This window comes from Amycolatopsis eburnea (genome assembly GCF_003937945.1).
Classification (GTDB): domain Bacteria; phylum Actinomycetota; class Actinomycetes; order Mycobacteriales; family Pseudonocardiaceae; genus Amycolatopsis; species Amycolatopsis eburnea.
This window is the reverse complement of sequence record NZ_RSEC01000036.1, coordinates 1,217,216-1,244,012: the sequence shown is the minus strand read 5'-3', so window position 1 is coordinate 1,244,012 and position 26,797 is coordinate 1,217,216. Positions and strand designations below refer to the sequence as shown.

General features: G+C 72.0%; 24 protein-coding genes. 10 read left to right on the top strand and 14 right to left on the bottom strand.

The genetic code is table 11. The features are described from left to right. Positions 1-9: 9 nt before the first annotated feature. Positions 10-549 (bottom strand): DUF2716 domain-containing protein, encoded by a 540-nt coding sequence (locus tag EIY87_RS18635; protein WP_163046865.1) that lies wholly within the window; start codon positions 547-549, stop codon positions 10-12. Between the two features lie 134 nt (positions 550-683). On the opposite strand from EIY87_RS18635, the gene EIY87_RS18630 reads away from it, so the two are divergent. After that, positions 684-1,355, top strand: coding sequence for an alpha/beta hydrolase (locus tag EIY87_RS18630; RefSeq protein ID WP_125309579.1), 672 nt, complete (start codon positions 684-686; stop codon positions 1,353-1,355). Here EIY87_RS18630 and EIY87_RS18625 read toward each other — a convergent pair. Together EIY87_RS18625 and EIY87_RS18620 are read right to left on the bottom strand one after the other, a co-directional pair. Next, complete coding sequence (locus EIY87_RS18625; RefSeq protein ID WP_125309577.1) at positions 1,340-2,890, bottom strand: serine/threonine-protein kinase; 1,551 nt, start codon at positions 2,888-2,890, stop codon at positions 1,340-1,342. The two genes, EIY87_RS18630 and EIY87_RS18625, sit on opposite strands and share 16 nt — an antisense overlap. Positions 2,891-2,960: 70 nt before the next feature. Beyond that, complete coding sequence (locus tag EIY87_RS18620; protein WP_125309575.1) at positions 2,961-3,566, bottom strand: hypothetical protein; 606 nt, start codon at positions 3,564-3,566, stop codon at positions 2,961-2,963. 232 nt (positions 3,567-3,798) lie between these two features. Here EIY87_RS18620 and EIY87_RS18615 point away from each other — a divergent pair, with 232 nt between their 5' ends. Next, positions 3,799-4,932 (top strand): hypothetical protein, encoded by a 1,134-nt coding sequence (locus EIY87_RS18615; RefSeq protein ID WP_125309573.1) that lies wholly within the window; start codon positions 3,799-3,801, stop codon positions 4,930-4,932. Here the strand turns inward: EIY87_RS18615 and EIY87_RS18610 are convergent, their stop codons facing one another. Next, a complete protein-coding gene (locus tag EIY87_RS18610) occupies positions 4,933-8,112 on the bottom strand; it encodes a glycosyltransferase (protein ID WP_125309571.1) in 3,180 nt (1,059 codons plus the stop codon). Positions 8,113-8,122: 10 nt separating this feature from the next. Beyond that, the gene (locus EIY87_RS18605; RefSeq protein ID WP_125309569.1) at positions 8,123-9,529 is read right to left on the bottom strand and encodes an SAM-dependent methyltransferase; all 1,407 of its coding nucleotides are present in this window, start codon (positions 9,527-9,529) and stop codon (positions 8,123-8,125) included. Between the two features lie 89 nt (positions 9,530-9,618). Here EIY87_RS18605 and EIY87_RS18600 point away from each other — a divergent pair, with 89 nt between their 5' ends. Together EIY87_RS18600 and EIY87_RS18595 are read left to right on the top strand one after the other, a co-directional pair. Further along, the gene (locus tag EIY87_RS18600; RefSeq protein ID WP_191984169.1) at positions 9,619-10,911 is read left to right on the top strand and encodes an alginate O-acetyltransferase AlgX-related protein; all 1,293 of its coding nucleotides are present in this window, start codon (positions 9,619-9,621) and stop codon (positions 10,909-10,911) included. Between the two features lie 124 nt (positions 10,912-11,035). Further along, on the top strand, positions 11,036-12,259 hold the full coding sequence (locus EIY87_RS18595) for a DUF1707 domain-containing protein (RefSeq protein ID WP_125309567.1): 1,224 nt from the start codon (positions 11,036-11,038) through the stop codon (positions 12,257-12,259). A gap of 153 nt (positions 12,260-12,412) precedes the next feature. On the opposite strand, the gene EIY87_RS18590 is transcribed toward EIY87_RS18595, so the two are convergent. The 3 genes from EIY87_RS18590 to EIY87_RS18580 form a co-directional block, all read right to left on the bottom strand. Further along, the gene (locus EIY87_RS18590) at positions 12,413-13,081 is read right to left on the bottom strand and encodes a response regulator (RefSeq protein ID WP_125309565.1); all 669 of its coding nucleotides are present in this window, start codon (positions 13,079-13,081) and stop codon (positions 12,413-12,415) included. Next, positions 13,078-14,184, bottom strand: coding sequence for a sensor histidine kinase (locus tag EIY87_RS18585; protein WP_191984150.1), 1,107 nt, complete (start codon positions 14,182-14,184; stop codon positions 13,078-13,080). Before EIY87_RS18585 ends, EIY87_RS18590 begins: the two co-directional genes overlap by 4 nt. A 76-nt stretch (positions 14,185-14,260) precedes the next feature. Further along, positions 14,261-15,091: a helix-turn-helix transcriptional regulator gene (locus tag EIY87_RS18580; protein WP_125309563.1), complete on the bottom strand. Its 831-nt coding sequence runs from the start codon at positions 15,089-15,091 to the stop codon at positions 14,261-14,263. Between the two features lie 101 nt (positions 15,092-15,192). On the opposite strand from EIY87_RS18580, the gene EIY87_RS18575 reads away from it, so the two are divergent. The 4 genes from EIY87_RS18575 to EIY87_RS18560 all read left to right on the top strand — a co-directional run bounded on the left by EIY87_RS18575 (position 15,193) and on the right by EIY87_RS18560 (position 18,481). Continuing rightward, the gene (locus EIY87_RS18575) at positions 15,193-16,617 is read left to right on the top strand and encodes an MFS transporter (protein ID WP_125309561.1); all 1,425 of its coding nucleotides are present in this window, start codon (positions 15,193-15,195) and stop codon (positions 16,615-16,617) included. Positions 16,618-16,670: 53 nt separating this feature from the next. Beyond that, on the top strand, positions 16,671-17,195 hold the full coding sequence (locus EIY87_RS18570) for an RNA polymerase sigma factor (RefSeq protein ID WP_086858133.1): 525 nt from the start codon (positions 16,671-16,673) through the stop codon (positions 17,193-17,195). Continuing rightward, positions 17,188-18,075: a VOC family protein gene (locus EIY87_RS18565; RefSeq protein WP_125309559.1), complete on the top strand. Its 888-nt coding sequence runs from the start codon at positions 17,188-17,190 to the stop codon at positions 18,073-18,075. Before EIY87_RS18570 ends, EIY87_RS18565 begins: the two co-directional genes overlap by 8 nt. 133 nt (positions 18,076-18,208) lie before the next feature. After that, positions 18,209-18,481: a hypothetical protein gene (locus EIY87_RS18560; RefSeq protein ID WP_225439924.1), complete on the top strand. Its 273-nt coding sequence runs from the start codon at positions 18,209-18,211 to the stop codon at positions 18,479-18,481. On the opposite strand, the gene EIY87_RS18555 is transcribed toward EIY87_RS18560, so the two are convergent. The 3 genes from EIY87_RS18555 to EIY87_RS18545 all read right to left on the bottom strand — a co-directional run bounded on the left by EIY87_RS18555 (position 18,478) and on the right by EIY87_RS18545 (position 22,103). Then, on the bottom strand, positions 18,478-20,244 hold the full coding sequence (locus EIY87_RS18555; protein ID WP_125309557.1) for a gamma-glutamyltransferase family protein: 1,767 nt from the start codon (positions 20,242-20,244) through the stop codon (positions 18,478-18,480). The genes EIY87_RS18560 and EIY87_RS18555 overlap by 4 nt on opposite strands. A 28-nt stretch (positions 20,245-20,272) precedes the next feature. Beyond that, positions 20,273-20,665 carry a VOC family protein gene (locus EIY87_RS18550; protein ID WP_318531893.1) on the bottom strand — a complete coding sequence of 131 codons (393 nt, stop codon included), beginning with the start codon at positions 20,663-20,665 and terminating at the stop codon, positions 20,273-20,275. A gap of 133 nt (positions 20,666-20,798) precedes the next feature. After that, positions 20,799-22,103, bottom strand: a complete 1,305-nt coding sequence (locus tag EIY87_RS18545; protein ID WP_125309553.1) for a UDP-glucose dehydrogenase family protein — start codon at positions 22,101-22,103, stop codon at positions 20,799-20,801. 143 nt (positions 22,104-22,246) lie between these two features. Here EIY87_RS18545 and EIY87_RS18540 point away from each other — a divergent pair, with 143 nt between their 5' ends. Then, positions 22,247-23,005: an SDR family NAD(P)-dependent oxidoreductase gene (locus EIY87_RS18540; protein ID WP_125309551.1), complete on the top strand. Its 759-nt coding sequence runs from the start codon at positions 22,247-22,249 to the stop codon at positions 23,003-23,005. A gap of 61 nt (positions 23,006-23,066) precedes the next feature. Here EIY87_RS18540 and EIY87_RS18535 read toward each other — a convergent pair whose 3' ends face one another. From EIY87_RS18535 to EIY87_RS18525, 3 genes are all read right to left on the bottom strand, one after another. Further along, complete coding sequence (locus tag EIY87_RS18535) at positions 23,067-23,723, bottom strand: class I SAM-dependent methyltransferase (RefSeq protein ID WP_125309549.1); 657 nt, start codon at positions 23,721-23,723, stop codon at positions 23,067-23,069. Between the two features lie 132 nt (positions 23,724-23,855). Continuing rightward, complete coding sequence (locus EIY87_RS18530) at positions 23,856-24,485, bottom strand: PadR family transcriptional regulator (protein WP_125309547.1); 630 nt, start codon at positions 24,483-24,485, stop codon at positions 23,856-23,858. 84 nt (positions 24,486-24,569) lie between these two features. After that, positions 24,570-26,210: a TM0106 family RecB-like putative nuclease gene (locus EIY87_RS18525; RefSeq protein ID WP_191984149.1), complete on the bottom strand. Its 1,641-nt coding sequence runs from the start codon at positions 26,208-26,210 to the stop codon at positions 24,570-24,572. Between the two features lie 91 nt (positions 26,211-26,301). Between EIY87_RS18525 and EIY87_RS18520 the strand changes: the two genes are divergently transcribed. Then, entirely contained in the window at positions 26,302-26,763 is a 462-nt protein-coding gene (locus EIY87_RS18520; RefSeq protein ID WP_125309543.1) for a DUF6474 family protein, read from the top strand. Positions 26,764-26,797: the final 34 nt, after the last annotated feature.

The window sequence follows — 26,797 nt, the reverse complement described above, 5'->3', positions numbered from 1 at the left end:
AGCAAGGGCTCAGCGGGCCAGTGCGGACGGCTTTCCGTCGCGGCGCAGGACGTTGGTCAGCACGCCTTCGCCGTGGCGCTCGAACGCCGGCACCAGCTTCTCGCCGAAGACGCACAGCGTGCGCTCCCACGGGTGGCCGAGCGTGCCGAACGAGAAGTCGGACGCCAGGAACAGGTGGTAGTCCGCGCGCGGGAACGCCGGCACCGGCCAGCGGGCGCCTTCGGTCATCAGGTGCGGGCGGACGCGGTAGGACTGGTGCTGCCAGTGCAGCGCCCACAGCCAGTCGTCCGGGCCGCAGACCTCGCGGAACGCGGCCAGCGCGATGGCGGCCACCTGGTGCTCTTCGACCGCGTACGGGCCGAGGCGGAACTCGGCCGACGCGCGGTCGAGGTCGCCGGGCGAGAGGTCCCAGGTGCGCGACGGCGCCGGCTCGCGGAAGCCCGGCCAGGCGTGGGCGTAGGTGCTCGGCCAGAACCCCAGCTTGTCGTACACCCAGTACCAGGCGGGCTCGTCCACGACGCGGGAGACGGCTTCCCAGGCAGCATTCACTTTGAGGACCTCGAAGTCGGCCAGGCACGGAAGAACACGCGAAAGCTTCGTGTTCACCTCTCGGTTTGTCCAGTCCCCGTCCGCTCGCCGCGAACTGTGTCACTCGACCGGGTGGGTTGTGCCAGCTTGTCACCATGCGAATCGTCTTCGTCCACGGCGCCTTCGTCCGCGACGGCGCCTGGTGGTGGCAGCCGGCCGCGGACGCACTGGCGCGACACGGTTTGCGCAGTTCAGCGGCCGTGCTGCCGAGTTGCGAGGCCGAGCCGCGGGGTGATCTGTTCGACGACGCCGCGGCCGTCCGCGCGCTGCTCGACGCGTCCGACGAGCCTGTTCTGCTCGTCGGACACTCCTACGGTGGGATGGTGATCACCCAGGCCGGCCGGCACCCGGCGGTGCACCGGCTGGTCTACGTGACGTCGTTCCTGCCGGACGTCGGCGAGGCGCTCGCGGACTTCGGCGGCGGGGAGCCGCGGCACGTCAGCCACGGCGACGGCACCGCGAGCGTCCGGGAGGAGCTCGTGCGGCCGCTGTTCGCCCAGGACTTCGACGACGCCACCTACGCCGCGGCCGCCGCGCGGCTCACTGCGCAGAACGAGGTCGTGTTCGGCCAGCGGACGACCGAAGCCGCGTGGCGCCACAAGCCGTCGACCTACCTCGTCTGCGGGGACGATCTCGCGACGCCGCCGCAGATGCAGCGGGAACACGCCGCCCGCGCGACCGACGTCGTCGAGCTGCCGGTGGCGCACCACCCGTTCGTCACGCGGCCCGAACTGGTCGCCGACGTGTTGCTTCAGCTGACGACGTAGCCCATCAGGAACTCCTTCGTCTTGCCCTCGCAGCCGGCGTCGAGGGAGTCGAAGTGGCTCGCACCCGCATTGCAGCGGTAGAGCGCCCGCGCGGCCGCCCAGGACGGCGGGTTGGCGTAGAGGTACCCGAGCAGGCCGAGTGCCTGCTGGCCCTCGCACTTGCCGCTCTGGTCGGTCGAGCTGAACCAGTCCTTCTGGTCCTTCACCTTGCAGGCGAACAGCTTCCGCGTCCCCGGCTCGGCCGTCGCGACGAGCGAACCGAAGACGCCCTCCTTGGTGAAGCCCGCCGGCGGACCGACCTTCTTGGTACCGCTGAAGTGGCCGCCTTCGGGGTGGTGGAACCGGGTCAGCGGCACCTTGGCCGGCTCCGGCTTCTCCCCCGCGCTCGACGACGGCGGCGGGGCGGCGGCCGAACTCGCGCCCGGCAACGCGGACGCGCTCGTGGACGGCGGTGCCGAGGACTTCTTGTGGCTGGGCGAGGTGGTCTTCGACGGCGACGGCTCGGCCTGCTCCGACGTCACCCCCGCGGCCGCCACCGGGGTCTGCGCCGACGGCTTGAGCAGGAAGATCGCGCCGAGCGCGACGACCACGGCCGCCGCGACGCCGGCCAGCACCAGCGGGAGCCGCTTCCGGCGCGGCCGGTTCCAGTCCACTGTGGTCGGTGACGGCGCGGCGACCTTCGCGGTCACCGGCTCGAAGACGATGGTCGGCAGCGACGCCGGATCCACGGCCTGCGTCGGCGAGTCGGTGATCGCCGTGCGCGCGGTTTCCAGCAGCCCGCGCACGCCCGACGCGGTCAGCCGGTCCGAAGTGGACTGCGTGAGCAGGCCGCGGACGGCGTCGGCGAGCGGGCCGCGGCAGCGCTCCAGCACCGGCTGGTCGTACATGATCGCGTGCAGCGTCGCGGCCGTGGTGGTGCGCTGGAAGGGCGCGCGGCCTTCGGCGGCGTGGAACAGCGTCGCGCCGAGCGACCAGAGGTCCGACGCGGGCGCCGGGCCCGCGCCGGCGAACAGCTCGGGCGCCATGTAGCCGGGCGACCCCATGACACCGCCGGTCTGCGTCAGGGCCGGGTCGTCCATCGCCCGCGCGATGCCGAAGTCGGCGAGCTTCACGCGGTCGCCGGGCAGCACCATGATGTTGCTGGGCTTGACGTCCCGGTGCACGATGCCGGCCCGGTGCGCGCTTTCGAGCGCGCTGAGCACCTGCAGGCCGAGCGCCGCGACGCGGTCGTTCGCCAGCGCCCCTTCGCGGCCCACGACGTCCGCGAGCGTCGGCGCGACGACGAGCTCCATCACGATGAAGGTGGCGCCCTGCTCGCTGACGACGTCGTACACCGTGACGACGCCGGGGTCGTTGAGCCGCCCCGCTGTCCGGGCTTCGCGCATGACGCGTTCGAGGTTCGTGCCCGGCGGGGTGGCCAGTTCCTTCAACGCGACCGGGCGCCCGAGCACCTGGTCTTCGGCGCACCAGACCACGCCCATCCCGCCGCGGCCCAGCTCGGCCGAGATCGCGTACCGCCCCGCGACCAGTCTCATCGTCGCCCCCCCCTGAACGCTCGGGGGCGATGCTAAGGGAGGCGCCGGGCGGACCCGGCGCCTCCCCGGCTCAGGCGGCGTCCCAGAGGGTGAGGAACGCCGAGGCCTCACTGCGTGCCCAGGGCCTCAGCCGCTCGCGATCACGGGCGGAGAGCTGGTACTCCTTCGCGCGGCGGACGTCGATCACCAGCGCCTCGCCGCCCGGCAGGACGTCGGGCATCGCCTGCTCCAGCACCCACAGCGCGAGCTGCGCCGACGACTTCGTCAACGGCTCCTCCTTGAAGTAGAGCCAGGTGGCGTACCGGCGGCCGTCGCTCTTGCGGAGCCCCATCTGCGGGCTGACGCCGATCTCCAGCTCGCCGATCCGGCAGCGGCCGCGGCCGACCTCGACCAGCTTCGGCGACTTGCGGCCGAGGTACCGCAGCCAGCCCTCGGCTATCGCCGCGTAGTGCGGCTTCGTCCGGTCGTCGGCGGCGTTGACGAGCGCGCGCAGCGCCACCTCGTCCTGGTTCGCCGCCCGGCCGGACCGCACCGCGTTGGCCGCCCGCCGGTAGTAGTTGAACGCCGCTCGCGCCGGGTCTTCGTACTGCCTCCGCTGCCGCCGGACGAACGACGACCGCGACGGACCGGAACTCGCGCTGTAGCCCACGAACGTGGACAGGGTGATGTAGGCCATGGCCCTGCCTTCCTCCATCACGCCGCCCGCGGTCGCGAGCGGCATCTCCCCTGGACAACGCCAATTTTAGAACATATGTACGACAGTTTTCGGCCGCTCGACGGGTGACCCGCGAGGGGACTCCCGAAAGCGGCCGACTTGCGCTACGTTGCCGATCAACCTCAAACCGCAACCTCGCAGGTCGGCAGCGCGTGCCAGACTGATGCCCCGAACGGTGGATGGGGGTCCTTGGATGAGCTGGCAGGAAGAGCTTCGCCGTCTCGACGCGGAGCTTGCCGAGGGTCGCATCGAGCCCGCTGACCACCGCAAACAGCGGGATGAGCTGCTCGCGCAGGCCTCCGGTTCGACGGTGCCGTCACCGGTGCCCTCGCCGCTACGCCGTCCGGGTGATACCTGGCGGAGTGCCAACCCCGCGAGCCAACCCGCGCCGGTGCACCCCGTCCCGCCGCAGCAGCGCGTGGAGTCGCCCCGGCCCGCGCCGCTGCCGCCCCCGCCGTGGCAGCGGACCGGGCTGCCGAAGACGGTCTCGACGAGCCACGTGCCCGCGATCCCCGACCACATGACGACCGCGCCGAGCCCGGCCGACATCACGCCGACCCGCTACCTGCGCGTCGACGGGCCCGCCGAGCAGGGTCCGGGCAGCCGGTTCCCGCCGATCACGCCGCCGGGTGGCGAAACGCGCCCGCCGCAGCTCGAACCGGACGGCACCGCCGGCAAGCACCGGTGGGACACCGACGGCCCGTCGTCGGGCCGGCCGACCTGGCCGTTCATCGCGCTGGGCGTGCTGGTGGTGCTCGGTATGGTCGTCGGCGCGACGCTGTGGCTCGGCAAGGACGACCCGGCGCCCAGCGCGCTCTCGTCGTTCACGCCGTCGGTGACGCAGCCGCCCGTCGCCGCGTCCCAGCCGCAGCTGGAGGACCAGGTGCCGCCGCTGCCCGGGATGCAGCACCCGGAGAGCTCGACGATGTCGCTGGCCCGCGGCCTGGACCTGAAGCTGTACCCCAAGGAGGCCGCGCAGGTCTTCTCGCAGCACGGCGTCACGCAGCTCGTGTACCGCGCCTCGTCGGCCGGCGACACCGGGTTCCTCGGCTACGCGATCCCCGCCGAAAACGCCGAGGGCGCGAAGGCGATCGTCGACTACCTGCGCGAGGCCGCCGCGGCAGGCGGGTTCGTCCCGATCGCGGCCGACCCCGCGTCGGTCACCGGCCGCAACGACGACCAGCGCCTCGACGGCACCTGGTACACCTCGGGCAAGGTCGCCGTCGTGCTCTGGGCGTCCCAGCCGTTCGCCAAGGACAAGGACGAGCTGAAGACCAGCCTGGACAACGCCGTCGCGGTGTTCAAGAAAGCGCTGCCGCCGAGCTGATCAGCCGCGCCGGTCGAGCACCCCGGCCAGCGTGCGGCGGGCGACGTCGGCGCCGAACAGGCGGTCCACGACGGTCTTGCCCTCTTCGGACAGCCGCTGCCACAGCTTGTCGTCCTCGAGGAGGGTGACGATCTCGTCGGCGAGCTCCTGCGCCGAAGCGCCGACGAGGACGTCCTGCCCGTGCGTCAGGTGCATGCCCTCGGCGGCCAGCGGGGTGGCGACCACGGGGACGCCGTAGCCGAGGCTCTCGCCCAGCTTCCCCTTCACGCCCGCGCCGAAGCGCAGCGGCGCGATGACGACCCGGGTCTCGCCGTACGCGCTTTCGAGGTTCGGCACCCAGCCGCGGACGACGACGCCGTCGCGCTCGAGGTCGAACATCTCCTGCGGCGGGTTGCTGCCGACGATCTGCGCGACCGCGTCCGGACGGCGGCGGCGCACCAGCGGCATGATCTCCTCCGCCAGCCAGCGGGCCGCGTCCCGGTTGGGCAGGTGGTCGAAGCTGCCGACGAACAGCACGCCGGAGCGGCCTTCGGGGGTCGCGACCGAGCCGTTCGCGTAGTGCACGTTGGACAGCACCTCGACGCGTGCCGACGGCACGAGCTCCTGCAGCAGCGCACGCTCCACATCGGACACGACGAAGGTGACGTCGGTGGCGCGGGTCAGCCCGAGTTCGGACTCCCGCAGCACTTCGGCGCGGCGCCGCAGCGTCAGCTCTTCACGCGTCTCGCCGAGCTGCGCGGCCAGGTCGGCCTGCCGGTTGAGCCGGACGAAGTGCAGGTCGACCGTGTCGTAGGCGATGACGCAGTCGGGCGCGTGCTCGCGGACCTGCTCCAGCAGCTGCCAGGCCACGTGCGGCCGCGACAGGATCGCCAGGCTCAGGTCGGCGCCGGCGTCGCGCAGGAACTCGAGCTGTTCGCCGAGCCCGGTCACCACGGTGACGCCCGCGCGGTACAGCGCGTCGGCGTACGGCTCCGGGAGCGCGTTGTTCAGCGGCATGAACACCACGCGCTGGCCGAGGCCGACGAGCAGTTCGAGGATGCGGGACATCCGCACCGAGCCGGAGTCCTTGTCCGGCATCGGCACCTGGTGGTCGGCGACCAGCACGGTGCCGCCGCGGTGGCCGTCCTTCGTGCGCTGCCGCCCGGCCCAGACCGCGCGCGGGCTCGCCTCGGGGAAGTGGTCGCGCAGCTGGACGCTCCACTTGTCGACGAAGACGCCGCGGTTGAGCTCCTGGTGGCGCTTCACGCCGGAGGAGACGTCCGTGCCGTTGGTGATGCCTTCGTGGTGCACGACGACCGACGCGGGCTGGACCATCGTCCGGTACCCGGCCGCCCGCACGGCGAACGCGAGGTCGGTGTCCTCGTAGTACGCGGGCGCGAAGCGCTGGTCGAAGCCGCCGACGCGCTCGAACAGCTCACGGCGGACGAGCAGGGCCGCGCCGGAGCAGTAGTCGACGTCGCGCAGGGCCTGGTACCAGGGCGCGTCCGGGTTCTGCAGCCTGCCGTAGTTCCAGCCGGTGCCGTCGGCCCAGATGATGCCGCCGCACTCCTGCAGGCGGCCGTCCGGGTAGACCAGCTTGGACCCGACGAGCCCGACGTCCGGCCGCGTCTCGACGACGGCGACCAGCTCGTCCAGCCAGCCCGCGCGGACTTCGGTGTCGTTGTTGAGGAAGAAGATGAAGTCGCCGCGCGCGTTCTCGGCGCCGAGGTTGCAGGCGCCGACGAAGCCCAGGTTCTTCGGCGCCCGGATCAGCCGGACCCCGGCGCACCCGGCGACGCGGTCGGCGGAGTCGTCCGGCGACTTGTCGTCGACGACGATCACCTCGAACGGCGTCGAGGGCAGGTGCCGCTGGATCGAGTCGAGGCAGCCGCGGGTGTAGTTCCAGTTGCCGTACACCGGGATGACGACGCTGACGATCGGCTGGTCGCTGGTGGTCACCGCGACCGGACCGGGGACGCCGACGGGCTCGCCGGGCAGCACGCCGGCCGGGCGGCCGAGCGCCGTCTCGTAGAAGTCGCGGCGGCGGGTGCCGCGGGGCGCGTACTTCTCGATGGTGCCGCGGTACTTCCCGATCGCGCGCTGGACCAGCGCGGACGTCTCGGCGCGCAGCTTCTCGTTCTCCGCGGCGAGCCTGCCGACGCTTTCGCTGAGGCCGGTGTTGTTGCGCGCCAGCCATTCCAGGCGTTCGCGGTCGTAGCCCGCCTTGCGCTGCAAGCGGTTCAGCTCGTCGGCCGCGCGCTGCCGGTCCTCGCGGGCGTGCTCGGCCTGCCGGAGCGCCTCGTCGCGTTCGGCCGCGGCCCGCTGCTCGGCCGCGGTGACCGTGGCGAGTTCACCAGTGAGCCGGGTGACCGACGCCGTCGCCTGGTCGCGTTCGGCTTCCGCGCGGCCCAGCCCGTCGCGCAGGCGGCCGGCCTCGGCGGCGGCCCGCGCCACGAGGGTCAGCTTCGGGTCGATCAGCGCCGACGTCGAGGGCACGTCGAGCGGCTCGGCCGACGCGACGGAGACGAAGTACGTGTGGGGCGCGCCCGGTTCGATGACCCAGCCGTCGGCGTCGTCGGGCTGCAGCGCGAAGACCTCCGCGCCGGCACCCGCGCCGTTGTCGTGGATCAGCGAGCCGACGGCGACGTTCTGCCGCAGCACGACGACGTGCTCGAAGCTGCCGGCCAGCAGCGCGCGGAACGCCGATTCGGTCAGCTCGTGCACGTGGTAGGGGTTCTCGTTGCCGTGGTCGTGCGTGTAGACCTCGATGTCCGGGGTGCTGCAGAGGAACACCCCGCCCGGCGCGAGCCGGTTGCGGACCAGTTCCATCAGCCGGTCCTGCTCGTCGACGTGCTCGATCGCCTCGAAGCACGTGATGACGTCGAAGACCTCGCCGTCGAGCGCGGCCGGGTCGGTGATCGAGCCGACCTCGAACCGGACGTGCGGGTAGCGGGCCCTGGCGTGCTCGACGGTCCGGGGGTCGATCTCGAGCCCGACGACCTCACGGGCTCCCGTGGCGACCAGCGCGGCGCCGTAGCCCTCGCCGCTGGCCAGGTCGAGGACGCGCTTGCCGTCGGTGAACCGGCTCGCGAACGCGTAGCGGTGGTAGTGCTCGTAGATCACCTGGAGGTCGTCGGTCCACGGCACGCACCGCTCGCCGGTCCACTCGATCAGGCGCTCACCGCTCGTCCCCTTGCCCATGGCGGGCAGATTAGCGGAGGTCCAGTCCGACCAGGACGTACGCCAGGGTGCGGCGGTCGCCGCCCAGCCCGGCGGTGATCGACCAGTCCGCGTCGAGCGAGAGCCGCACCTGCCGGTGGGCGGCGAGCCGGACCGGCAGCACCTGCTCGGTCAGCCCGGCGCCGACGTCGGCCTTCGCGACCGGCACGCCGTCCACGGACACCGTGACGCTGCCGTGCTCGGTGGCGTCGTCGGGCAGGTAGGTCTTGAGCTCGATCGTTTCGACCGCGGCGGTCGTCAGCAGCGGGAACTCGACCGACGGCGCCGCCCAGTCGTCGTGCGCGATGCCGTTCATCCGCCCGGTCACCAGGCCCGCGCCACGCACCAGCCGTTCGCCGTTGGTGCCGCCGGGCCGGAACGAGACGCGGCCCGCGGGATCGACGACGCGGGTGTCGCGCACCGACCGCTCGGGCGTCCGGTTGCCGTGCACCCGCAGCGGCTGCGGCGTGGGGTGGAACAGCGCGGTCAGCCGCGTGCCGGTGACCAGCCCGAGGTCGAGCAGGCTGTCGTCGAGCACGCCGATCTCGTCGATCAGGGCGACGTGTTCCGGGTTGCCCATGTCGAAGTTGTGGCCGTAGATGCGGTCGACGAACGGGTCGATCACGTTGCCGTAGGGCAGGAACAGGCTCGGGTGCAGGTGGTCGAGCAGCACCGGCAGGACGTCCTGGGCCCGGATGCCCTCGAACCCGTCGGCGGCGCAGTCGACGTCTTCGAACCGCTCGTCGGTCCGCCCGGTCAGCGAGTTGTGCCGCAGCTCCGGCGGCAGGGTCGCCCAGATCCGGTCGACGACCTCGTGCGCTTCGGGCCAGCGGCGGTGCCCGTTGCGGCCGATCATGTCGTGCACGACCAGCACGCCGTCCGCGGTCAGGCTGGTCTTGATCTGGCCGTAGAGGTGCTCCAGGTCCAGCACGTGGTGCAGGGCCTGGAACCCGACGACGACGTCGTGCTCGGCGTCGGCGCGCCAGGTGTTGAAGTCCGCGGTGATCAGCTCGACGCGGTCGGCGACGCCCTGCTCGCGGGCGGACGCCTCGGCGCGCGCCTGCATCTCGGGGTTGAGCTCCAGCAGCCGCAGCCGGACGTTGTCCAGGCCTTCGGCGGCCAGGCCGCGCAGCCAGCCGAGCTCCTGGTCGCCGTTGCCGCTGCCCAGCGACAGCACGACGGCGTCGCGGGAAAGCACTCGCGCGCGGTCGGCGATCTGCCCGACGATCAGCTCGTCGAGGCCCGGCACGCCGAGCGCTTCGAGCTTCGGGCGCACGTGCCGGTTGGACCACCGGTGCGCCGACGGCGGCAGGTTGCCGTGGATCTCCTCCTGGCCGGCGAAGGTTTCGCGCTCCCTGGCCAGCCGCGCCTCGTAGCCCGGTCCTCGGCCACCGTTCATCGCACGTCCCCTCGGGTTCACCTGTTCCGAACCGCCTGTCACCGGCCCGGCGCTAGGATACGGCCGTGTCCTCCCGTCCTCCGTCGCAGTTGCCCACCCCGCCGCTGCTGCCCAGGACCCCGGAGTCGTTCCTGCCCAAGGAGCACAACCTCTACCGGCCGCGGCACAGCAAGCGGCAGCGCACGGCGCTGGCCTGCGCGGCCTTCTTCTTCGTCACGCCGCTGTTCCTGTCCGCGGTCGGCGTGCGGCCCGAGGCGTTCGAAAACCGGCCGCTGCGCGACTTCCCGAGTCTGTCCGAGGGCTTCGGCTTCTTCACCGGCCTGTCCGGCTGGGCGACCGACCACCTGCCGCTGCGCCAGGCCGGGGTCCAGGCCGCCGACGCGGTCGGCACCGGCGTCTTCGGCGACCCGCCGGGGTCCGGGCAGGGCACCAGCCACGACGGCGGCACCGTCGGCGTCGACCAGGGGCAGCCGAACACCGGCGACGTCCCGGGGTACGTCTACCCGACCGTGCTCCCCGGCAAGGACGGCTGGCTGTACCTCGGCGAGGACGTCAACGCGCGGTGCCGCCCGGTGATGGACACCGACCACGTCGTCGCCGCCCTGCGGAAGCTGCGGGGCGTGGTCGAGCGGTCCGGGCGGAAGTTCGAGCTGGTCATCGCGCCGGACAAGTACAGCGAAGAGCCGTCGCACCTGCCCGACACCTACGTCGGCAAGCCGTGCGCGCAGGCGCGGACCGCCGAGTTCTGGAACCGCGTCCCGCGCGAGTCCGGCGCGATCGACCTGCGCCCCGCGCTCGCCGACGCGGAAAAGCGCGTCGGGCACTCGCTGTACGACCGCAACGACACGCACTGGTCGTTCGACGGCGGCCTGGTCATGACGTACGCGCTGGGCGCGGCCATCCAGCCCGGCACCACGGCGAACTGGCAGGCGGCCCCGAACGGCGTCCGGCCGTGGCCCGCCGACCTGGCCCGCGTGCTCGGCAAGAACGAGCAGCGCTCGCTGACGACCTACAGCCTCGCCACCGACGGCGGCGCCGACCGCACCCGCTACATCGCCAGCGACTTCAAGACGCCGCTGCACCTGAGCCAGCCGGACGGCGCCAAGCCGCCGGGCTCGATAGCTCCGAACACGGCGGTGGTCGCCGACTCGTTCACCCAGTTCGCCAGCCCGTTCCTGGCCGCGGCCTGCCAGGACGTCACCATCGTGCACGCCGAGACGGTGGCGCAGAGCACCGCGCCGGAGCTGGCCGGCCTGTTCGCCGACCGCGACGTCGTGACCTTCGAGCTGGTCGAGCGCAGCGTCATCGGCGGGTCGTCGGCGCTGCTGCGCGACCAGACGATCGACCTGCTCGGGCAGGTGCTCGCCGCCCACCCGCGCTGACCTCCGCCACGCGGAGGTAACGACGGGGTGGTGGGCGACGAACAGGTGAGCACACCCGTGCACAATGACTCCGTGCGGACCTCCGGTTCGCACTCGCAGGCGATATACCCAAGGGGGTACCGGGGTGACCTGGCAGGAAGAGCTGCGCAGGCTTGACGAGGAGCTCGCGGCAGGCAACCTGACGGCCGACGAATACCGGGCGCGCCGGGATCGCGTGCTGTCCATGGCCGTGTCGACCGGCGAGAGCCAGTCGGCGGCCCCCGCACAGCCCGCCCAGCCGCAGTCGTCCGGGAACGCCGCCGAGACCCAGATCATCCCGCCGGTGTCGCCGCCCCAGCAGCCGCAGGAGAACTCCGCCGAGGCGACGCAGGTCGTCTCCGCGGCCGACGCCGGCGGTGGCGAGCGGACCCAGGTGGTCCCGCAGTGGCAGCAACAGCAGCACCCGCACTCGCCGTCGGGCGGGTTCCCGCAGCAGCAGCCGCCCCCGCAGTACGGCCAGCACTCCCCCGCCGGCGGGTTCGCCCAGCCGATGCAGCAGCAGAACCCGTGGGGCGCGCAGCAGCAGGACGTCAGCCCGCCGTGGGGCGGCTCGGACTTCCCGCCGCTGGCGCCGTCGAACAACGCGGACTGGATCAGCCAGGGCCCGGAGAGCTTCCAGACCCAGCCGTCGTCCGGCAAGGGCAAGAAGATCGCCTTCGCCGTCATCGCGGTGCTCGTGGTGGCCGGCCTCGGCTTCGGCGTCTGGGCGCTGTTCATCAAGGACGGCGGCCAGAACCCGCCGGTCGCGCAGAGCTCGAGCCAGCAGCAGCCGCCGCCCGCGCCGACCGTCAAGCCGCTCCCGGAGCCGCCCGCGGCCAAGCCGGAGCCTGCCGACAACTCCGCCGCGCTGGTCACCCCGGCGGGCACCACCCGCGCCGGCGGTGGCGAGTTCGACCTCGACAAGCTGCAGTCGGCCAAGTACCTGCCGACCACGGTCATCGAGAAGGCCAAGCAGAGCGGCATGACCGAAGGCCTGCTCAAGACGACCAAGGACGGCGACGTCACGCTGGGCCTGTTCGCGCTGGAGCTGCCGAACGCGCAGGCCGCCTCCGCGGTGGCCGCCGAGTACGGCAACGCGGAGCAGGAAGGCGGCCTGACCGTCAACCGCAACCTGTCGCTGCACGGCGTCCAGGTGTTCTCGGCGGCGGACGCGAACCAGCAGGTCTACCGCGCGGTCTACGTGCTCTACAACCGCGTGATCATCATCGACTCGTTCGGCCCGTCCAAGGACGCGACGCTCAACTCGTTCAAGACGCTGCTGACCGCGCAGGTCCAGAAGGCGCCGCCGACGGAGCGCACCAACAACTGACCCGAACGGGTGAGTTCGGCCGTGTCGATGAACGCCGTCCCACTCCCGGACGCCTCTTGAGCAGAGAGTCGGCCGGGAGAGGAGGCGCCGTGATCTGGATCTGCTTGGTCTCGGTCCTCGCCGTCGTGTTCCTGGTGCGGACCGTGCGGGTGGTCAGGCGGGGCGACGCGGGCTGACCAGGCCGGACTCGTAGGCCAGCACCACCAGCTGGGCCCGGTCGCGTGCGCCGATCTTCGTCATGATGCGGCTGACGTGGGTGCGTGCGGTGGCCGTCGAGATCACCAGGTGGGCGGCGATTTCGTCGTTCGACATGCCACCCGCGACGAGCGCGAGGACCTCGCGTTCGCGGTCGGTGATCTCGCGGACGGCGCTGGTGTCCACGCGCCGGTTCTCCGGGCGGCCGACGAACTCCTGGATCAGCCGGCGCGTGACCGTCGGCGCCAGCAGCGCCTCGCCGCTCGCGACCACCCGCAGCGCGCGCAGCAGCTCTACCGGCTCGGTGTCCTTCAGCAGGAACCCGCTCGCGCCGGCGCGCAGGGCTTCGTAGACGTACTCATCGACGTCGAACGTGGTCAGGACCAGCACTTTCGTCCCGGCGAGGTCCGGGTTGGCGGTGATCCGGCGGGTCGCTTCGAGGCCGTCGACACCGGGCATCCGGACGTCCATCACGACGATGTCCGGGTGGTGCTCGACGGCGAACGCGACGGCCTGCTCGCCGTCGCCCGCCTCGCCGCACACCTCGAAGCCGTCCTCGGTCTCCAGCAGCACGCGGAACCCGGCGCGGACCAGGACCTGGTCGTCGGCCAGCAGGACGCGGATCATGCTTCCCCCTCGATCGGTAGCTCGACGCACACTTCGAAACCGCCGTCGACCGGCCCGGCGGTGCACCGGCCGCCGAGCGCCGCGGCGCGTTCGCCCATGCCCCGCAGGCCGTGGCCGGGCGTCGGCTGGGCTGTACCGCGGCCGTCGTCACGCACCTTCAGCGTGAAGGCACCTGGCCGCCGCTCGAACCGGACGTCGACGTGTTCCGGCCGGTCGGCGTGCCGGACGACGTTGGTCAGCGACTCCTGCAGGATCCGGTACGCGGCCGCGTCGACCGGCGCCGGGAGGTCGCCCGGCTCGCCGTGGACGTCAACCGCCAGCCCGGCGTCGCGGGCGTGGTCCAGCAGCTCACCGGCCTGGGCGAGGCTCGGCGCGGGTGCCTTGTCCTCGCCGGAGCGCAGCACGGCCAGGGTCGCGCGGAGGTCCTTGAGCGCGGACGCGCTGGCCGCCTTGATGTTCAGCAGCGCCTCCTTCGCCTGCTCGGGCCGCCGGTCGGCGACGTGCGCGGCGACGCCGGCCTGGACGTTGATCATGGCGAGGCTGTGCGCGACGACGTCGTGGACCTCGCGGGCGATGCGCAGCCGCTCCTGCTCGGCGAGCCGGTGGCGGTGCTCGTCGGCCTGCTCGCGGCGGGCGGCGAGCGCGTCGAGCTGGTACCGCACGGCGGTGCCGACGCCGATCACCGCGACCAGCCAGACGACGAGGAACCCGGCGCCGAACTCCAGCGCGAACGACCCCGACGTCACGATGTGGACCAGGTAGAGCACGGCCAGCGCGGCGGACCCGGTGATCCCGGCGGTCAGCGGCCCGCGCTGCCGGGTGAGCAGGAAGAGCGCGACGGTCGGGACGAGGATGACCGGCCCGCCGGGCAGCCCGGAGGCGTAGTAGCCGAACGCCGACGCCGTCGTGAGCAGGAAGATCGTCAGCGGGAAGCGGTGGACGAGCAGCAGCGTCAGCCCGGTGGCGGCGAGCCACGCGACCGCGAGCGGCGTCATCGGCGGCGAGCCGGGCTGCCAGCGCGACGCACCACTGGTCGCCCCGAGCACGAACCCGGTGACGACGACGGTGCGCACCACGCGCCCCACCCACGGCGGCCATCTCATGCCGCGAAAACTACCGGTCGCGGGGCCGGGCCGCGTCCGTCTCGGAGCGACTCCCCGCGTACGCCGTACGCCGTAGTCAGAACACGAGCGGCAGCTTCGCCGCGGTCTCCTCGTCGGCCGGGGTGTAGGTCGACACGGTGATCTCCGAGCGGCGGCCGTAGTGGAGGTAGGTGAAGTTGAACCGCAGCAGCCCGACGTCGGGGTGCTGGTAACGCTTGGTGCGGATCGGCTCCGAGTTGACGTCGTGGTGCGGCCAGAGCTCGGCGAACAGCGGCGACTCCGCCTTGAGGCGCTTGACCAGCTGCTTCCACGCCGGCTCGGCGACGTGGTCGGCCATCGCCGCACGGAAGGACGCGATCACGCGCGGGATGTTCGTCTCCCAGTCCAGCATCCGCGCGCGCCACTCGGGGTTGAGCAGGCACTGGACCAGGGTGTTGCGGTCGGCGAACGGGATCGCGTCGACGTCGCCCATCAGCCAGGTGTAGCCGCGGTTGTAGGCGAGCAGGTCGCAGCGCGCGTTGCGGACCGCGACCGGGTACGGCTCCAGCTTCCGGAGCATCAGCTCCATCGCCGGCGTGATGACCTGGCAGTCCTTCTCGCCTTCGGGCTCGGGCGCGCCGGCCAGGCGGAAGAGGTGGGTGTGCTCGTGCGGGTCGAGCCGCAGCGTGCGGGCGATCGCCTGCAGCACCTGCTCGGACGCGTTGATGTCGCGGCCCTGCTCCAGCCACGTGTACCAGGTGACCCCCACCCCGGCGAGCTGCGCGACCTCTTCGCGGCGCAGCCCCGGCGTGCGGCGGCGGCCCAGGATCGGGAGCCCGACCTGCTCGGGCGTGATCCGCTCGCGCCGGCTGCGCAGGAACCTCGCGAGTTCCTGGCGGCGCAGTTCGGATTCGACGGCGGTGGTCATGGTGCCAGGATGGCACGCCCGCGAAACTGGTACCAGGTAGTGGCAGTACCAGGATGAACACCAACTGGTACCAGTTTAAAACCGGGTCGATCGTAGTACCCATGACCACGACTGAACTCGCGCCGAACACCACCGGCGCTCCCGTCCGGCCTGGGCTGACCCCCGCCGGCCTGGTCACGGTGCTGCTGGGGGCGGCGCTGCCGATCATCGACTTCTTCATCGTCAACGTCGCGCTGCCGACGATCAACGCCGACCTGCACGCCTCGACCGCGACCCTGGAACTGGTGGTCGCCGCCTACGGCATCGCGTACGCGGTGCTGCTGGTGGTCGGCGGCCGCCTCGGCGACTCGTTCGGCAGGCGGCGGCTGTTCTTCTGGGGCCTCTGGCTGTTCACGCTGACGTCGCTGGCCTGCGGGCTCGCGCCGACGGCGGGCACGCTGGTGATCGCCCGCGCCGCGCAGGGGGCGGCGTCGGCGTTGCTGCTGCCGCAGGTGCTCTCGATCATCCAGGCGACGACGTCCGGCGAAGAGCGCTCGCGCGCGCTGGGGCTGTTCGGCGCGACCGGCGGCCTCTCCACGGTGGTCGGCCAGCTCCTCGGTGGCGGCCTGGTGGCCGCGGACCTGTTCGGCAGCGGCTGGCGGCCGATCTTCCTGGTGAACGTGCCGATCGGCCTGGTGGTGCTGGTGCTGGCCCGCCGCCTGCCGGAGAGCCGCGCGCACAACCCGCTGGGCGTCGACCGGCTCGGCACGCTGCTGCTGGCCGTGACGCTGCTGTCGTTGCTGGTCCCGCTGATGGAAGGCCGCGCGCTGGGCTGGCCGGCGTGGACGATCGCGCTGCTGGCCGTCTTCCCCTTCGCGGCCGCGGCACTGGTCCACGTCGAACGGCGCCTGGAGCGGACCGGCGGCACGCCGCTGCTGCCGCCGTCGGTGCTGCGGCTGCCGAGCGTCCGGCGCGGGCTGATGGTGGCGATCCCGTTCTTCGCCGCGTTCGGTTCGTTCATGTTCGTCTACGCCATGACGCTGCAGGAAGGCCTGCACTTCGGGCCGCTCGGCGCCGGTGTCGCGCTGACGCCGCTGGCCGTCGCGTACTTCACGGTGTCGATGCTGAGCAGCCGGCTGGTGGCCCGCTACGGCCAGCGGGTCGTCCCGGTCGGCGGCGCGGTCACGGCGCTCGGGATGGTGGCGCTGCTGTGCACGACGCTGGCGCAGTGGCCGAACCTGACCGTGCTCGACCTGGCGCCGTCGATGGTGGCGATCGGTGTCGGGAACGCCCTCGCCATGACGACGCTGTTCCGGATCGTCCTGTCGCACGTGCCGACCGACCTGGCCGGCGTGGGCAGCGGCGTGATGACGACGAACCAGCAGACGTCGCTGGCGCTGGGCGTCGCGACGCTGGGGAGCCTGTACGCGGCACTCGCCGGCTCGCTGGGCAGCCGGGACGCGTTCGCGGTGGTGATCGGGGTGGTGGCGCTGCTGGCGGCGATCGTCGCGATCACCGGGCGGCGGCTGCCGGACCCGCGGGTTTAGAAATCCCGGATTTCACCCGTCGGAAAAGCCGTCCCCCGGACGACTATGGAGGTGTGACGGAACCTCGGGTACGACCGGACCCGGCCTTCGCGCTGCTCGGCCTCTACGAGACCGCGCTGCCGGAGGTCTACGGGTACCTGCTGTCCCGCTGCGGCGACCGCACGCTCGCCGAGGAGCTGACGTCCGAGACGTTCCTCGGCGCGGTCGCCGCCTGTCGCAAGGAATACGCACCTCCAGTGAGCACCGGGTGGCTGATCGGCGTCGCCCGGCACAAGCTCGCCGACCACTGGCGGCGCAAAGAACGCGAGGAACGCGGCTTGCGGCTCGTGCACGACAGCGAGCCGGACGTCGAAGACCCGTGGGACGAGCAGCTCGACGCCCTGCGCGCGAGACAGGTGCTCGACTCGCTCGGCCCGCACCACCGGGCCGCGCTGACCCTCCGGTACGTCGACGGCCTCGGGGTGCCCGAGGTCGCCGGCCACCTGGGCCGCAGCGTGCACGCGACCGAGGCGTTGCTCGTGCGGGCCCGCGCCGCGTTCCGGCGTGCCTACGAAGAGAAGGAGGGTCGCGATGCCTGAGCCGTTCGACGCGCTCCGCCGTCCCTCCGCACGGGTCGAACCCGACCCGGACTTCGCCGCCGAGCTGCGCGACAACCTGCGCCGCACGATCCTGAACGGAGCCGAGATGACGACCACTTCCGAAGCGCCGGCCACCACCGCCGAACTGCGCTCGCTGACGCCGTACCTGGCGGTGTCCGACGCCCGCGCCGCCCTCGACTTCTACGTCGAGGTGTTCGGCGCCGTCCGCCGCGGCGACCCGATCCTGATGGACGACGGCCGCGTCGGCCACGCCGAGCTGGCCATCGGCGACGCGGTGCTGATGCTCGCCGAGGAATACCCCGAGATCGGCCACGTCGCCCCACGCGAGGGTGGGGCGTCGGTGCGGGTGGAGGTGCCGGACCCGGACGTGTCGGTGGCCCGGGCGCTGGAGCGCGGGGCGACGCTGATCCGGGCGGTGAGCGATTCGCCGTACGGAAGGGGTGGCTCGTTCCGTGACCCGTTCGGGCAGCGCTGGCTGGTTTCGCAGGCCGCGGTCTCAGCCCCCGCCCCGGCCTCGCCGAAGCCGGGTGAGGCCATGTACTTCACGTTCCAGGTCCCGGAAGCCGAACCCGCGAAGTCGTTCTACGGCGCGGTGCTGGGCTGGCAGTTCACGCCGGGGTCGGTGCCGGACGCCTGGGGCTTCTCGGGGCCGGGCCTCGAGGGCGGGTTGTGGGCCGGTGACCGGCAGGTGGGCTGGAAGCTGATGTACGCGGTCGACGACCTCGCCGCGGCGTTGACGCGGGTGCGCGAGCAGGGCGGCCGGGCGGGTGAGGTGGAGAACCACCCGTACGGGACGACGGCGGACTGCGTCGACAACCAGGGCATCGAGTTCTGGCTGTGGGAGAAGCCCGGCAGCTGATCCCTCGGGCCGAGCGCCTGTCTGGCTCACTTACCCAGCCCCCGCCCTCTCCGGGGGCCGGCCCCTTGTCCAGCGTATCGGGAGTGGGGGCCTCGAAAGAGTGACGCCGCAAATCTGTGGATAGCCGGAGCGCATGTGGATAACTCGGCTGTGCGGGCTGCGTGAGCTGGTGAACGCCTGCGACGAGATCGTCTCCACGGCCGCGGGGACCGAGGTCGCCGGGCTGGTGCGGTCGATGCACCTGGCGGCCAGCTGGATCTGCGAGCTGTGGCAGGGCGACACCACCCCGCTCGACGGCGAGCGGATGGCGCTGCTGCACAACGATCTCGCCGGGTTCGCCGGCCACGCCGAGGGAGTGCGCACGCTGCTCGCCGAGGGCGGCGGCTGGACCTCGCTCGCGCCCTAACGCCCCGCGGCGTAGCCCTGCATGCCGCGGGCGTTGGCCGACGCTCGCAACAACCCGTCCGTTCGGGAGACCGCCGACAACCGGCCCAGTGCCCAATCGCCCGCGTCCACCACCTCGTGGCCGCGGGCGCGCAAGCCGTCCAAAGTGGACTTTCCCAGCCTGGACTCCACCACCAGCTCGCGCGGGTTCCAGGAGCGCGGGTAGAACGAGCTGGGGAACGCCGTCGTGTGCCAGGCCGGTGCGTCGATCGACTCCTGGAGGTTCAGGCCGCCGTAGACGTGGGCGAGCCAGAAGCACAGCTGCCACTGGTCCTGCTGGTCGCCGCCGGGGGTGCCGAACGCCAGCGTCGGGACGCCGTCGCGCAGGGCCAGGGACGGGGACAGCGTGATCCGGGGGCGCTTGCGCGGGGCCAGCGAATTCGGGAGGCCCTGCTCCAGCCAGAACATCTGCCCGCGCGAGTCCAGGCAGAACCCGAGCGACGGGATCGTCGGGCTCGACTGCAGCCAGCCACCCGACGGCGTCAGCGAAACCAGGTTGCCGGCCGCGTCGACGACGTCCAGGTGGACCGTGTCGCCCCGGGTCTGGCCCTGGGGGCCGACCGTCGGCTCGCCCGTGGCGCCGCCTTCGACGCGCACACCCCGCAGTGAGTCCAGGATCGCCGGGAGCCGGGCCGGGCCGCGGGCGTCGCCCGGGCGCAGGGAATCCGACGCCGTGTCGGTGATCAACGCTCGTCGCGAGTCCGTGTACGACGGCGAGAGCAAGACATCCAGCGGGACGTCCGTGTCGCCGTACCACGCTTCGCGGTCCGCGAAGGCGAGCTTCGCCGCCTCGGTCGCCAGGTGCACCGTGCGCTCCGACGCGACTCCGTCCACAAAGGACAACTCGTCGCGGAAGCCGTGCAGCAGCAACGCCTGCTGGAGCAGTGCCGGCCCCTGCGTCCAGCCACCCATCTTGACCAGGCGCCAGTCGTCGACGTCCACGAACGCCGGTTCCTCGTACGTCGCCGACCACGACGCCAGGTCGTCGCCGGTCAGCAGGCCCGCATGGTCGCGGCCGGAGTCGTCGCGGAACGCGGTCCGGCTGAACTCCTCGATCGCTTCGGCGACGAAACCCTGTGACCAGGCACGACGTCCGGCGTCGATCTGCGCTTCGCGGCCCGGGACGGCTTCGGCTTCCCGCAGCAGCCGTTCCCAGGTGTCCGCCAGGGCCGGGTTCTTTTGCAGGCCCGACGCCGGTTTGCCGTCCGGCAGCCACAGCGCGGCCGACGTCGGCCAGTGCTCGGTGAACAAGCCCGCGACCGCGCCGATCGTGTCCGAGACGCGCGACACCAGCGGAACACCGTTGCGGGCGTAGCCGATCGCGTAGGACAGCACCGTGCGAAGCGACTTCGTGCCGTAGTCGCGAAGCAGCAGCAGCCAGCCGTCCCACGCGCCCGGGACGGTCGCCGGGAGCAGGCCGCTGCCGGGGATCAGGTCCAGACCCAGCGACGCGAAGTGCTCGGGCGTGGCCCCCGCGGGCGACGGGCCTTGACCGGCCAGCGCCCGCGGGGTCGGGTCGTCCGCGGTCACGAAGAGGCCGGGCACCTGGCCCGCCGGCCCGCAGAGGTGCGGCTCGGCGACCTGCAGGACGAACCCGGCGGCGACCGCCGCGTCGAACGCGTTGCCGCCGTCCTCCAGCACCGCCATCCCGGTGGCCGAAGCCAGCCAGTGCGTCGATGCCACCATCCCGAAGGTGCCGGCCAGCTCCGGCCGCGTCGTGAACATGCCCCCGATAGTACGCAACGCTAACGAATTACCAAGCCGTCGGACGCCGCCGCTCCGGCTCGTACGGCTGCGTGATGATCTCCATCCCGTTGCCGCCGGGATCGAGGAAGTACACGCCACGGCCGCCGTGGTTGTGGTTGATTTCGCCGGGCTGCTTCCCCATCGGATCGGCGTGGTAGGTCACGCCGGTTTCGACCAGCCGCGCGAACACGGCGTCGAAGTCGTCTTCGGGGATCAAGAAGCAGTAGTGCTGCAGGCGAAGGTCCTCTTCGGGGACGGTCGCGAAGTCCAGCCGGACCCCGTTGCGGGTCTCGACCGGGATGAACGGACCCCATTCCTGCCCCACTTCGAGGCCGAGCAGGTTCGCCAGGAATTCGGCGGATTCCCGGTTGTTCCGGGACGGGACGATCAGATGGTTCAACTCAACGGAAACTGACACGGTTGAAATGCCTCCACGGGCACTCCCGCCACCTCCATGCCTCACCCAGCCGGTGACCGACACGCGATGCCGTGCTGATCACCTTAGCCAAGGAGGTCGCGCCGGGCACCGTATTTCACGACACCTTGACCCGCGCCGCCGCTCGTGGCCGCCCGACGCCCTGCCAGGCCAGCCCGGCTTCGACGAGCACCCGCGGGTCGAGCAGATTGCGCGTGTCGACGACGTCGATGCCGTCCATGAGCTCGGCCATCGCCGCCCAGTCGAGGTGCTTGAACTCGGCCCACTCGGTCAGCACCACGACGACGTCCGCGTCCTTCGCGACCTGGTAGGCGTCGTCGACGACGGTCATCCCGTCGAGGCCGCCGTCGATCGCCGGGTCGTAGGCGGTCAGCTCGGCGCCGAGCGCGCCCAGCACGGACGCCACGGCGAGCGCGGGCGAGTCGCGCAGGTCGTTGGTGCCCGCCTTGAACGCCAGGCCGAGCAGGCCGATCCGGGCGCCGGCCAGCGTGCCGCCGACCGCGCCGGCGATCTTCGCGACGATCCGGTCGCGCTGGGCGATGTTCTCGTCGATGGCCGAGGTGAGCATCTTGAAGTCGTAGTTCACCGACTCGGCCACCTTGACCAGCGCGCTGGTGTCCTTCGGCAGGCACGAGCCGCCCCAGCCCGGGCCCGGCTTGAGGAACGTCCGGCCGATCCGCCGGTCGTAACCCATGCCCTCGGTGACCAGCGTGATGTCCGCGCCGAGGCGTTCGCACAGCTCGGCGATCGAGTTGACGTAGGACAGCTTCAGCGCGAGGTAGCAGTTCGCGGCGTACTTGACCAGTTCGGCGCTGGCGGCGTCGGCGACGACGACCGGCGCGTCCAGCTCGGCGTACAGCTCGCCGACCCAGCGCGCGGCGGCGAGGTCGGCCGAGCCGACGACGATCCGGTCCGGCCCGAGGAAGTCGGCGACCGCGGTGCCTTCGCGGAGGAACTCGGGGTTGGACACCACCGGCACGTCGGGCCGGCCGAGCATCGCCTGGATCCGCTCCGACGTGCCGACCGGGACGGTCGACTTCGTGACCAGCGCGCACCCGGCGGGCAGGACGTCCCCGATCTCGGTGGTCACCGCCTCGACCGCGCGCAGGTCCGCGGAGCCGCCGGCCCCCATCGGCGTCGGCACGCAGAGGAACACCGCCTGCGCGTCGCGGACCGCGTCCCGCGCGCCGACGACGAACTGGAGGCGCCCGGCGGCGATGCCGCGGGTGACCAGGTCGGCGAGCCCGGGTTCGAGGATGTCGACGCGGCCCGCGCCGAGCCGGGACACCTTCGCGCGATCGACGTCCACGCACGTGACGGAATGCCCCAGACTGGCCAGGCAGGCCCCCGTGGTCAAGCCGACGTAACCGGTACCTACCACCACGATCCGAGCTGGCGTCATGGTGCTGAAGGTGACAGCCGGAGTTGACCACGACGCTAACGGAAACAGACGCCCCCGAGAGCGGTGAGCGAAGACACGAACCGCGCGTGCGAACGAGCGTTAACCTGAGTCCGCGAACCGGAGCAGCGAAGGGAACGGCACAGATGCAGATCACGGACACCGCGGCGCTCGTCACGGGCGGCGCGTCGGGCCTCGGCGGAGCCACGGCGAAGGCGCTCGCCGCCAAGGGCGCGAAGGTGTTCGCGCTCGACCTGGCGCAGTCGATCGAGAAGGCCGAGCAGGTCGACGGCATCACCTACGTCGAGGCCGACGTCACCGACGTCGAGCAGGTCGAGGCGGCCGTCGCGACGGCGTCGGGGGCCGGCGTCCCGCTGCGGACCGTGGTGAACTGCGCCGGCATCGGGCCGTCCGCGCGGATCCTGTCCAAGAAGGGCCGGCACGACCTCGCGCTGTACGCGAAGGTCATCCAGATCAACCTGATCGGCACGTTCAACGTGCTGACCGTCGCCTCCGAGGCGATCGCGAAGACCGAGCCGCTCGAGCACGACGCCCGCGGCGTCATCATCAACACCGCGTCGATCGCCGCGTTCGACGGCCAGATCGGGCAGGTCGCCTACTCGTCGTCCAAGGGCGGCGTCGTCGGCATGACCCTGCCGGCCGCCCGCGACCTGGCCTCGCACGGCATCCGCGTGCTGACCATCGCGCCGGGCATCGTCGACACCCCGATGCTGGCCACGGTCAGCGAGGAGTTCCGCGCGACGCTCGCCGCCGGCATCCCGTTCCCGAAGCGCCTCGCGCGGCCGGACGAGTACGCGCAGCTCGCGCTCTCGCTGATCGACCACGACTACCTGAACGGCGAGGTCATCCGCATGGACGGCTCCCTGCGCATGGCCCCCCGCTGACCCGAAGGGCGTAGCTTTCACGTGAAAGCTACGCCCCCAGGTGGTCGCTTTCACGTGAAAGCTACGGCTTGGTGAGGCGGACCTCCAGGCCGATGCCGTCGGCCGTGATCGAGCAGGCGCCGAACGCGCTTTGCGCGGCCAGCTCCTCGAACTGCGCCGGGGTGAACGCGCGGCGGCGCAGCCAGCCCAGCGTCTGCCGGACGGTGAAGCCGCTGACCACGCCGAGGTTCATCGATTCGACCTCGCGGCCGATGTCCGCGGAGGTGGCTTCGTGGTTGAGGTCGTGGATCACCGCGAACCCGCCCGGGCGCAGCACCCGGTGCATCTCGTCCAGCGCCGCGACCGGCTGCCGGAAGTTCTTGAACGCGGCCTGGCAGACCACGAAGTCGAACGACTCGGCCGCGAAGGGCGCGTGCGTGATGTCGCCCTGGCGGAAGTCGATCTCCAGGCCGGCGCCGGTTTCCCGGGCGATCTCGACCATCGTGTGGCTGATGTCCAGCCCGGTGACGCGGAAGCCGCGCTTCGCCAGCTCGACGGCGAAGAAGCCGGGCCCGGGCGCCACCTCCAGGATCTCAGCGCCGTCCGGCAGCCCGGACGTGACCTCGGCGGCCTGCCTGCGGTACTGCGCGAGCTGGGCCGCCGTGCCGCGGTTCTTCGCGTACCAACGGGCCTGCAGGCCCTCCATCTCGGGCACCCGGTGCTTGCGGGTCGTCTCCATGGCTCTCTCCTCTTCGGTTGAGCCGAACCGAAGAGCCGCCCGGTTATCCTTTTCGTGCCACCTCGGGGCCGGGCGTGCTCGGTTCGGGGTCGAGGACCCCGGGCGGTGTGCCAGCACCACCCGGGGTCCGTGCTATTTCTCCACGAACTCCCCCAGGTCGTCGGGGAATTCGCCGGTCTCGTACCAGCGCCGCCACGCGTCGGTGCCGGGCACGGCGCCGCTGGTCAGTTCGTCGAGGAAGCCGCGCACCCAGCGCGTTTCCGCTTCCACCATCGCCAGGTCGTACTCGACTTCGACCAGGAACAGCCGCGGCATGAGCGCGCGCAGCTGCTGGAGCGAAGTCCGCAGCGCCGCCGCGCGTTCGTCGAGCTCGGTGAGCCGGAGCCGCAGCTGCCGCGTGGCCTGGTCCGGGCCGAGCACGCCCAGCATCGACAGCCCGGCCTTGAACCGCGGCGGCTCCGGGTCGAGCGTGCCGACGAGCTCCCGGACCCAGTCCTCGAGTTCTTCGTGCCCGGCCGGCGTGATCCGGTAGACCGTCCGCTCGGGCCGCCCGCCGTCCTTCACGCTCTCGACGGCCTCGATGAAGCCGTGCTTCTCCAGGTTCGCGACGACGGTGTAGAGCGAGCCCCACTTGATCGGCATGTCGCCCTGCTTGCCGCGCTGCTTGATGACGGTGGCCATCTCGTACGGGTGCTTGGGGCCGTCGATCAGCACGGACAGCACGGCGAGCCCGAGCAGGTTGCCGACCTTCCGCCGCTTCATCCACCACTCCTCGTCCACGAGTACTCGCAGACGAGTATCCACCAGGACGTGTCAGCAGGCAAGTGTCTTAGTCGACAAAGCACCTCAGAGGTCGAACATGTACGGGACCTCGGCCTGGGCCCGCGCGCTGATCCACTCGCGCAGTGCCCGCGTCGCGAGGACGTCGTCCTCGTTGTAGCGCAGGAGCCGCTCGCGCTGCTCGTCGTCCGGCTTCTCGCCGTCCATGCCCACGGCGTCGCGGTACCAGCGCATCGAAGCCTCGCCGCCCGCCTCGGGATCACGCCACGAGAACCCGGCCACCGGCGCGATCACCTTCAGACCCTTGCCGTGGGAGCACAGGAACTGGTCGGTGACGCTGCGGAAGAGGTCGACCCACTCCTCGGAGTCCACAAAGGACTGGATGTCCTTCTTCGAGGGAATGCCTGGGTGGTCGCCGAAGCGCTCGACGGAGCCGAAGAGCCAGCGGTTCTCGGCGAGCGCGTTGTAGCAGTAGGCGCGGAAGGTCAGCCCCGCCGCTTCGGTGCGCTCGCGGACGTCGGTGAGCCAGGCCCAGAACTCGGCGAACGAGCGGGCCTCGTCGCCGGTCGGCAGCGGGTCCCACGTCGCGAAGGCGCGGTAGCCCTGCGGCACGCCGATGTCGGCGCCGGTCAGCAGGCAGCCCCAGAGGTACGCGCCGGCGTCGCCGAAGCTCTCCATGTCGACGTCGACCTCGACGTCGCCGCGCGGCACGTCGACCGCCTCGACGCGGCGCACCAGGGTGAGGTCGGCCAGCCAGGCGCGGGCGAGCACGACCGCGTCCGGGAAGGTGACGCCCGTCCAGTTCACCGCCGGCGGCTCGCCCGCCGGGTCGAGCGCGGCCAGCTTGTCCACAGTGGACACGCCGGCGCGGCGCAGCTCCACCGCGTCCTCGCCGCGGACGACGAGGCTGACGTCCCGGCTCTCGGTGAGCACCACCTCGCACGTCGGCCACCACGGGCAGCGGCGGCACTCCAGCACGCGCGACGGCTCGGCCAGCGGCTCCTCGCCGTTCGCGGCCGCGCTGGCGATGGCGAGCCGGTCGGCGAACCGGACCTGGTACTCGGTCAGCGCGCTGCGGCCGCCGGGCCAGGTGCCCGCGGCGAGGTCGTGCCAGACGACGACGTCGGCGTCGAGGCCGATCACGCCCCCGGTGGTGAGAGCCTCGTCGGCCTGCCCGAGCGTCTGCAGCATGCGGCGGATGTGCACCAGCCGGAGCTGGTCACGCGGTTGGGAGCGGACCTTGCGGGCGTCGTCCGCCTTGCGGTGCCCGGGATCGAGGTCGGTCAGCTCGGTGACGACCGCGCCCGCGCCGCGGTCGGTGATGCGGTGGCGCACGACGAGCACCGGGACGTAGCCGCGACCGGTGCGCACGAGCAGATCGATACCGCCGCGGCGGTGCCCGGCCGGGTCCACCGGCAGCAGCGCGCCCCAGATGTACTGCGCTTGCGCGGCGAAGGCCTGCTCGGTGCGCTCGACGCGTTCGTGCGCGGGCAGGTCACGGCCGATCTTCACCCAGTGGCCGGGGTTCGCGGCCATCAGCCTGGCAACGATGTCTTCGCGGTGCGCGGTGGCGTCGTCGATCCGCTGCTGCGCCGTCGGGTCCGGCGGGGAAAGCGGTACCTCGCGCATCGCCGGGTCGTGCTCGAGGTGCACGCGGCGACGGCAGCGGCTGACCGCGCCCGCGTCGAGTACCACCTCACCCTGCATGGAGATCACTCTAGTTTCCCACCGCCGAGCCGACATGCCCGCCACCCTGGCTACCAGTAAGTTCGACGTCGACACGTCGCAGGGAGGTGCCATGGCGCGCAAGGCCAAGGTCGAGGGTGAAGCCAGGTTCACCCCCAAGAAGGCGAAGAACGCGGTCGCGGTGGCGAAGGTGCTCGGCCCGGCGGTGATCCCGGTGGTCGCGCCGTTCGCGGTGCGCGCGGCGGGTGCCGCGCGGGAGGCGTACGACCGCTACCAGGCGCGCAAGCTGGGGGTCTCGGTCGACAAGCTGGGCTTGTACACCGGCCGCGGCGCGGCCCTGCACGCCCGCATCGCCGGCGTCGCCGACGGCTGCCGCGAACTGCAGAAGTCCGAGAAGGCGTCGACCGCGGACCAGGAGTTCGCGAAGGACTCCCTCGGCACGCTGGAGCAGCTGTCGGCGTCGGTCCGCGCGGCGGAGCGGATGCCGACGGCGCGGCGCAAGTCCGTGCACCGCGCCGTGGCCGGCGAGCTGGAGCGGCTGGAAGGCCAGCTGCTGCACCGGCTGGGCCTCTGACGGCACCGGCCGGCACCGCGAAACTGTCGGTGCC

Excerpts from the sequence above, each read along its gene's own strand:
- EIY87_RS18630 (WP_125309579.1), top strand. The coding sequence starts at position 684 with ATGCGAATCGTCTTCGTCCACGGCGCCTTCGTCCGCGACGGCGCCTGG.
- EIY87_RS18625 (WP_125309577.1), bottom strand. The coding sequence starts at position 2,890 with ATGAGACTGGTCGCGGGGCGGTACGCGATCTCGGCCGAGCTGGGCCGC.
- EIY87_RS18620 (WP_125309575.1), bottom strand. The coding sequence starts at position 3,566 with ATGGCCTACATCACCCTGTCCACGTTCGTGGGCTACAGCGCGAGTTCC.
- EIY87_RS18615 (WP_125309573.1), top strand. The coding sequence starts at position 3,799 with ATGAGCTGGCAGGAAGAGCTTCGCCGTCTCGACGCGGAGCTTGCCGAG.
- EIY87_RS18610 (WP_125309571.1), bottom strand. The coding sequence starts at position 8,112 with ATGGGCAAGGGGACGAGCGGTGAGCGCCTGATCGAGTGGACCGGCGAG.
- EIY87_RS18605 (WP_125309569.1), bottom strand. The coding sequence starts at position 9,529 with ATGAACGGTGGCCGAGGACCGGGCTACGAGGCGCGGCTGGCCAGGGAG.
- EIY87_RS18590 (WP_125309565.1), bottom strand. The coding sequence starts at position 13,081 with ATGATCCGCGTCCTGCTGGCCGACGACCAGGTCCTGGTCCGCGCCGGG.
- EIY87_RS18585 (WP_191984150.1), bottom strand. The coding sequence starts at position 14,184 with ATGAGATGGCCGCCGTGGGTGGGGCGCGTGGTGCGCACCGTCGTCGTC.
- EIY87_RS18580 (WP_125309563.1), bottom strand. The coding sequence starts at position 15,091 with ATGACCACCGCCGTCGAATCCGAACTGCGCCGCCAGGAACTCGCGAGG.
- EIY87_RS18575 (WP_125309561.1), top strand. The coding sequence starts at position 15,193 with ATGACCACGACTGAACTCGCGCCGAACACCACCGGCGCTCCCGTCCGG.
- EIY87_RS18565 (WP_125309559.1), top strand. The coding sequence starts at position 17,188 with ATGCCTGAGCCGTTCGACGCGCTCCGCCGTCCCTCCGCACGGGTCGAA.
- EIY87_RS18560 (WP_225439924.1), top strand. The coding sequence starts at position 18,209 with ATGTGGATAACTCGGCTGTGCGGGCTGCGTGAGCTGGTGAACGCCTGC.
- EIY87_RS18555 (WP_125309557.1), bottom strand. The coding sequence starts at position 20,244 with ATGTTCACGACGCGGCCGGAGCTGGCCGGCACCTTCGGGATGGTGGCA.
- EIY87_RS18545 (WP_125309553.1), bottom strand. The coding sequence starts at position 22,103 with ATGACGCCAGCTCGGATCGTGGTGGTAGGTACCGGTTACGTCGGCTTG.
- EIY87_RS18540 (WP_125309551.1), top strand. The coding sequence starts at position 22,247 with ATGCAGATCACGGACACCGCGGCGCTCGTCACGGGCGGCGCGTCGGGC.
- EIY87_RS18535 (WP_125309549.1), bottom strand. The coding sequence starts at position 23,723 with ATGGAGACGACCCGCAAGCACCGGGTGCCCGAGATGGAGGGCCTGCAG.
- EIY87_RS18530 (WP_125309547.1), bottom strand. The coding sequence starts at position 24,485 with ATGAAGCGGCGGAAGGTCGGCAACCTGCTCGGGCTCGCCGTGCTGTCC.
- EIY87_RS18525 (WP_191984149.1), bottom strand. The coding sequence starts at position 26,210 with ATGCAGGGTGAGGTGGTACTCGACGCGGGCGCGGTCAGCCGCTGCCGT.
- EIY87_RS18520 (WP_125309543.1), top strand. The coding sequence starts at position 26,302 with ATGGCGCGCAAGGCCAAGGTCGAGGGTGAAGCCAGGTTCACCCCCAAG.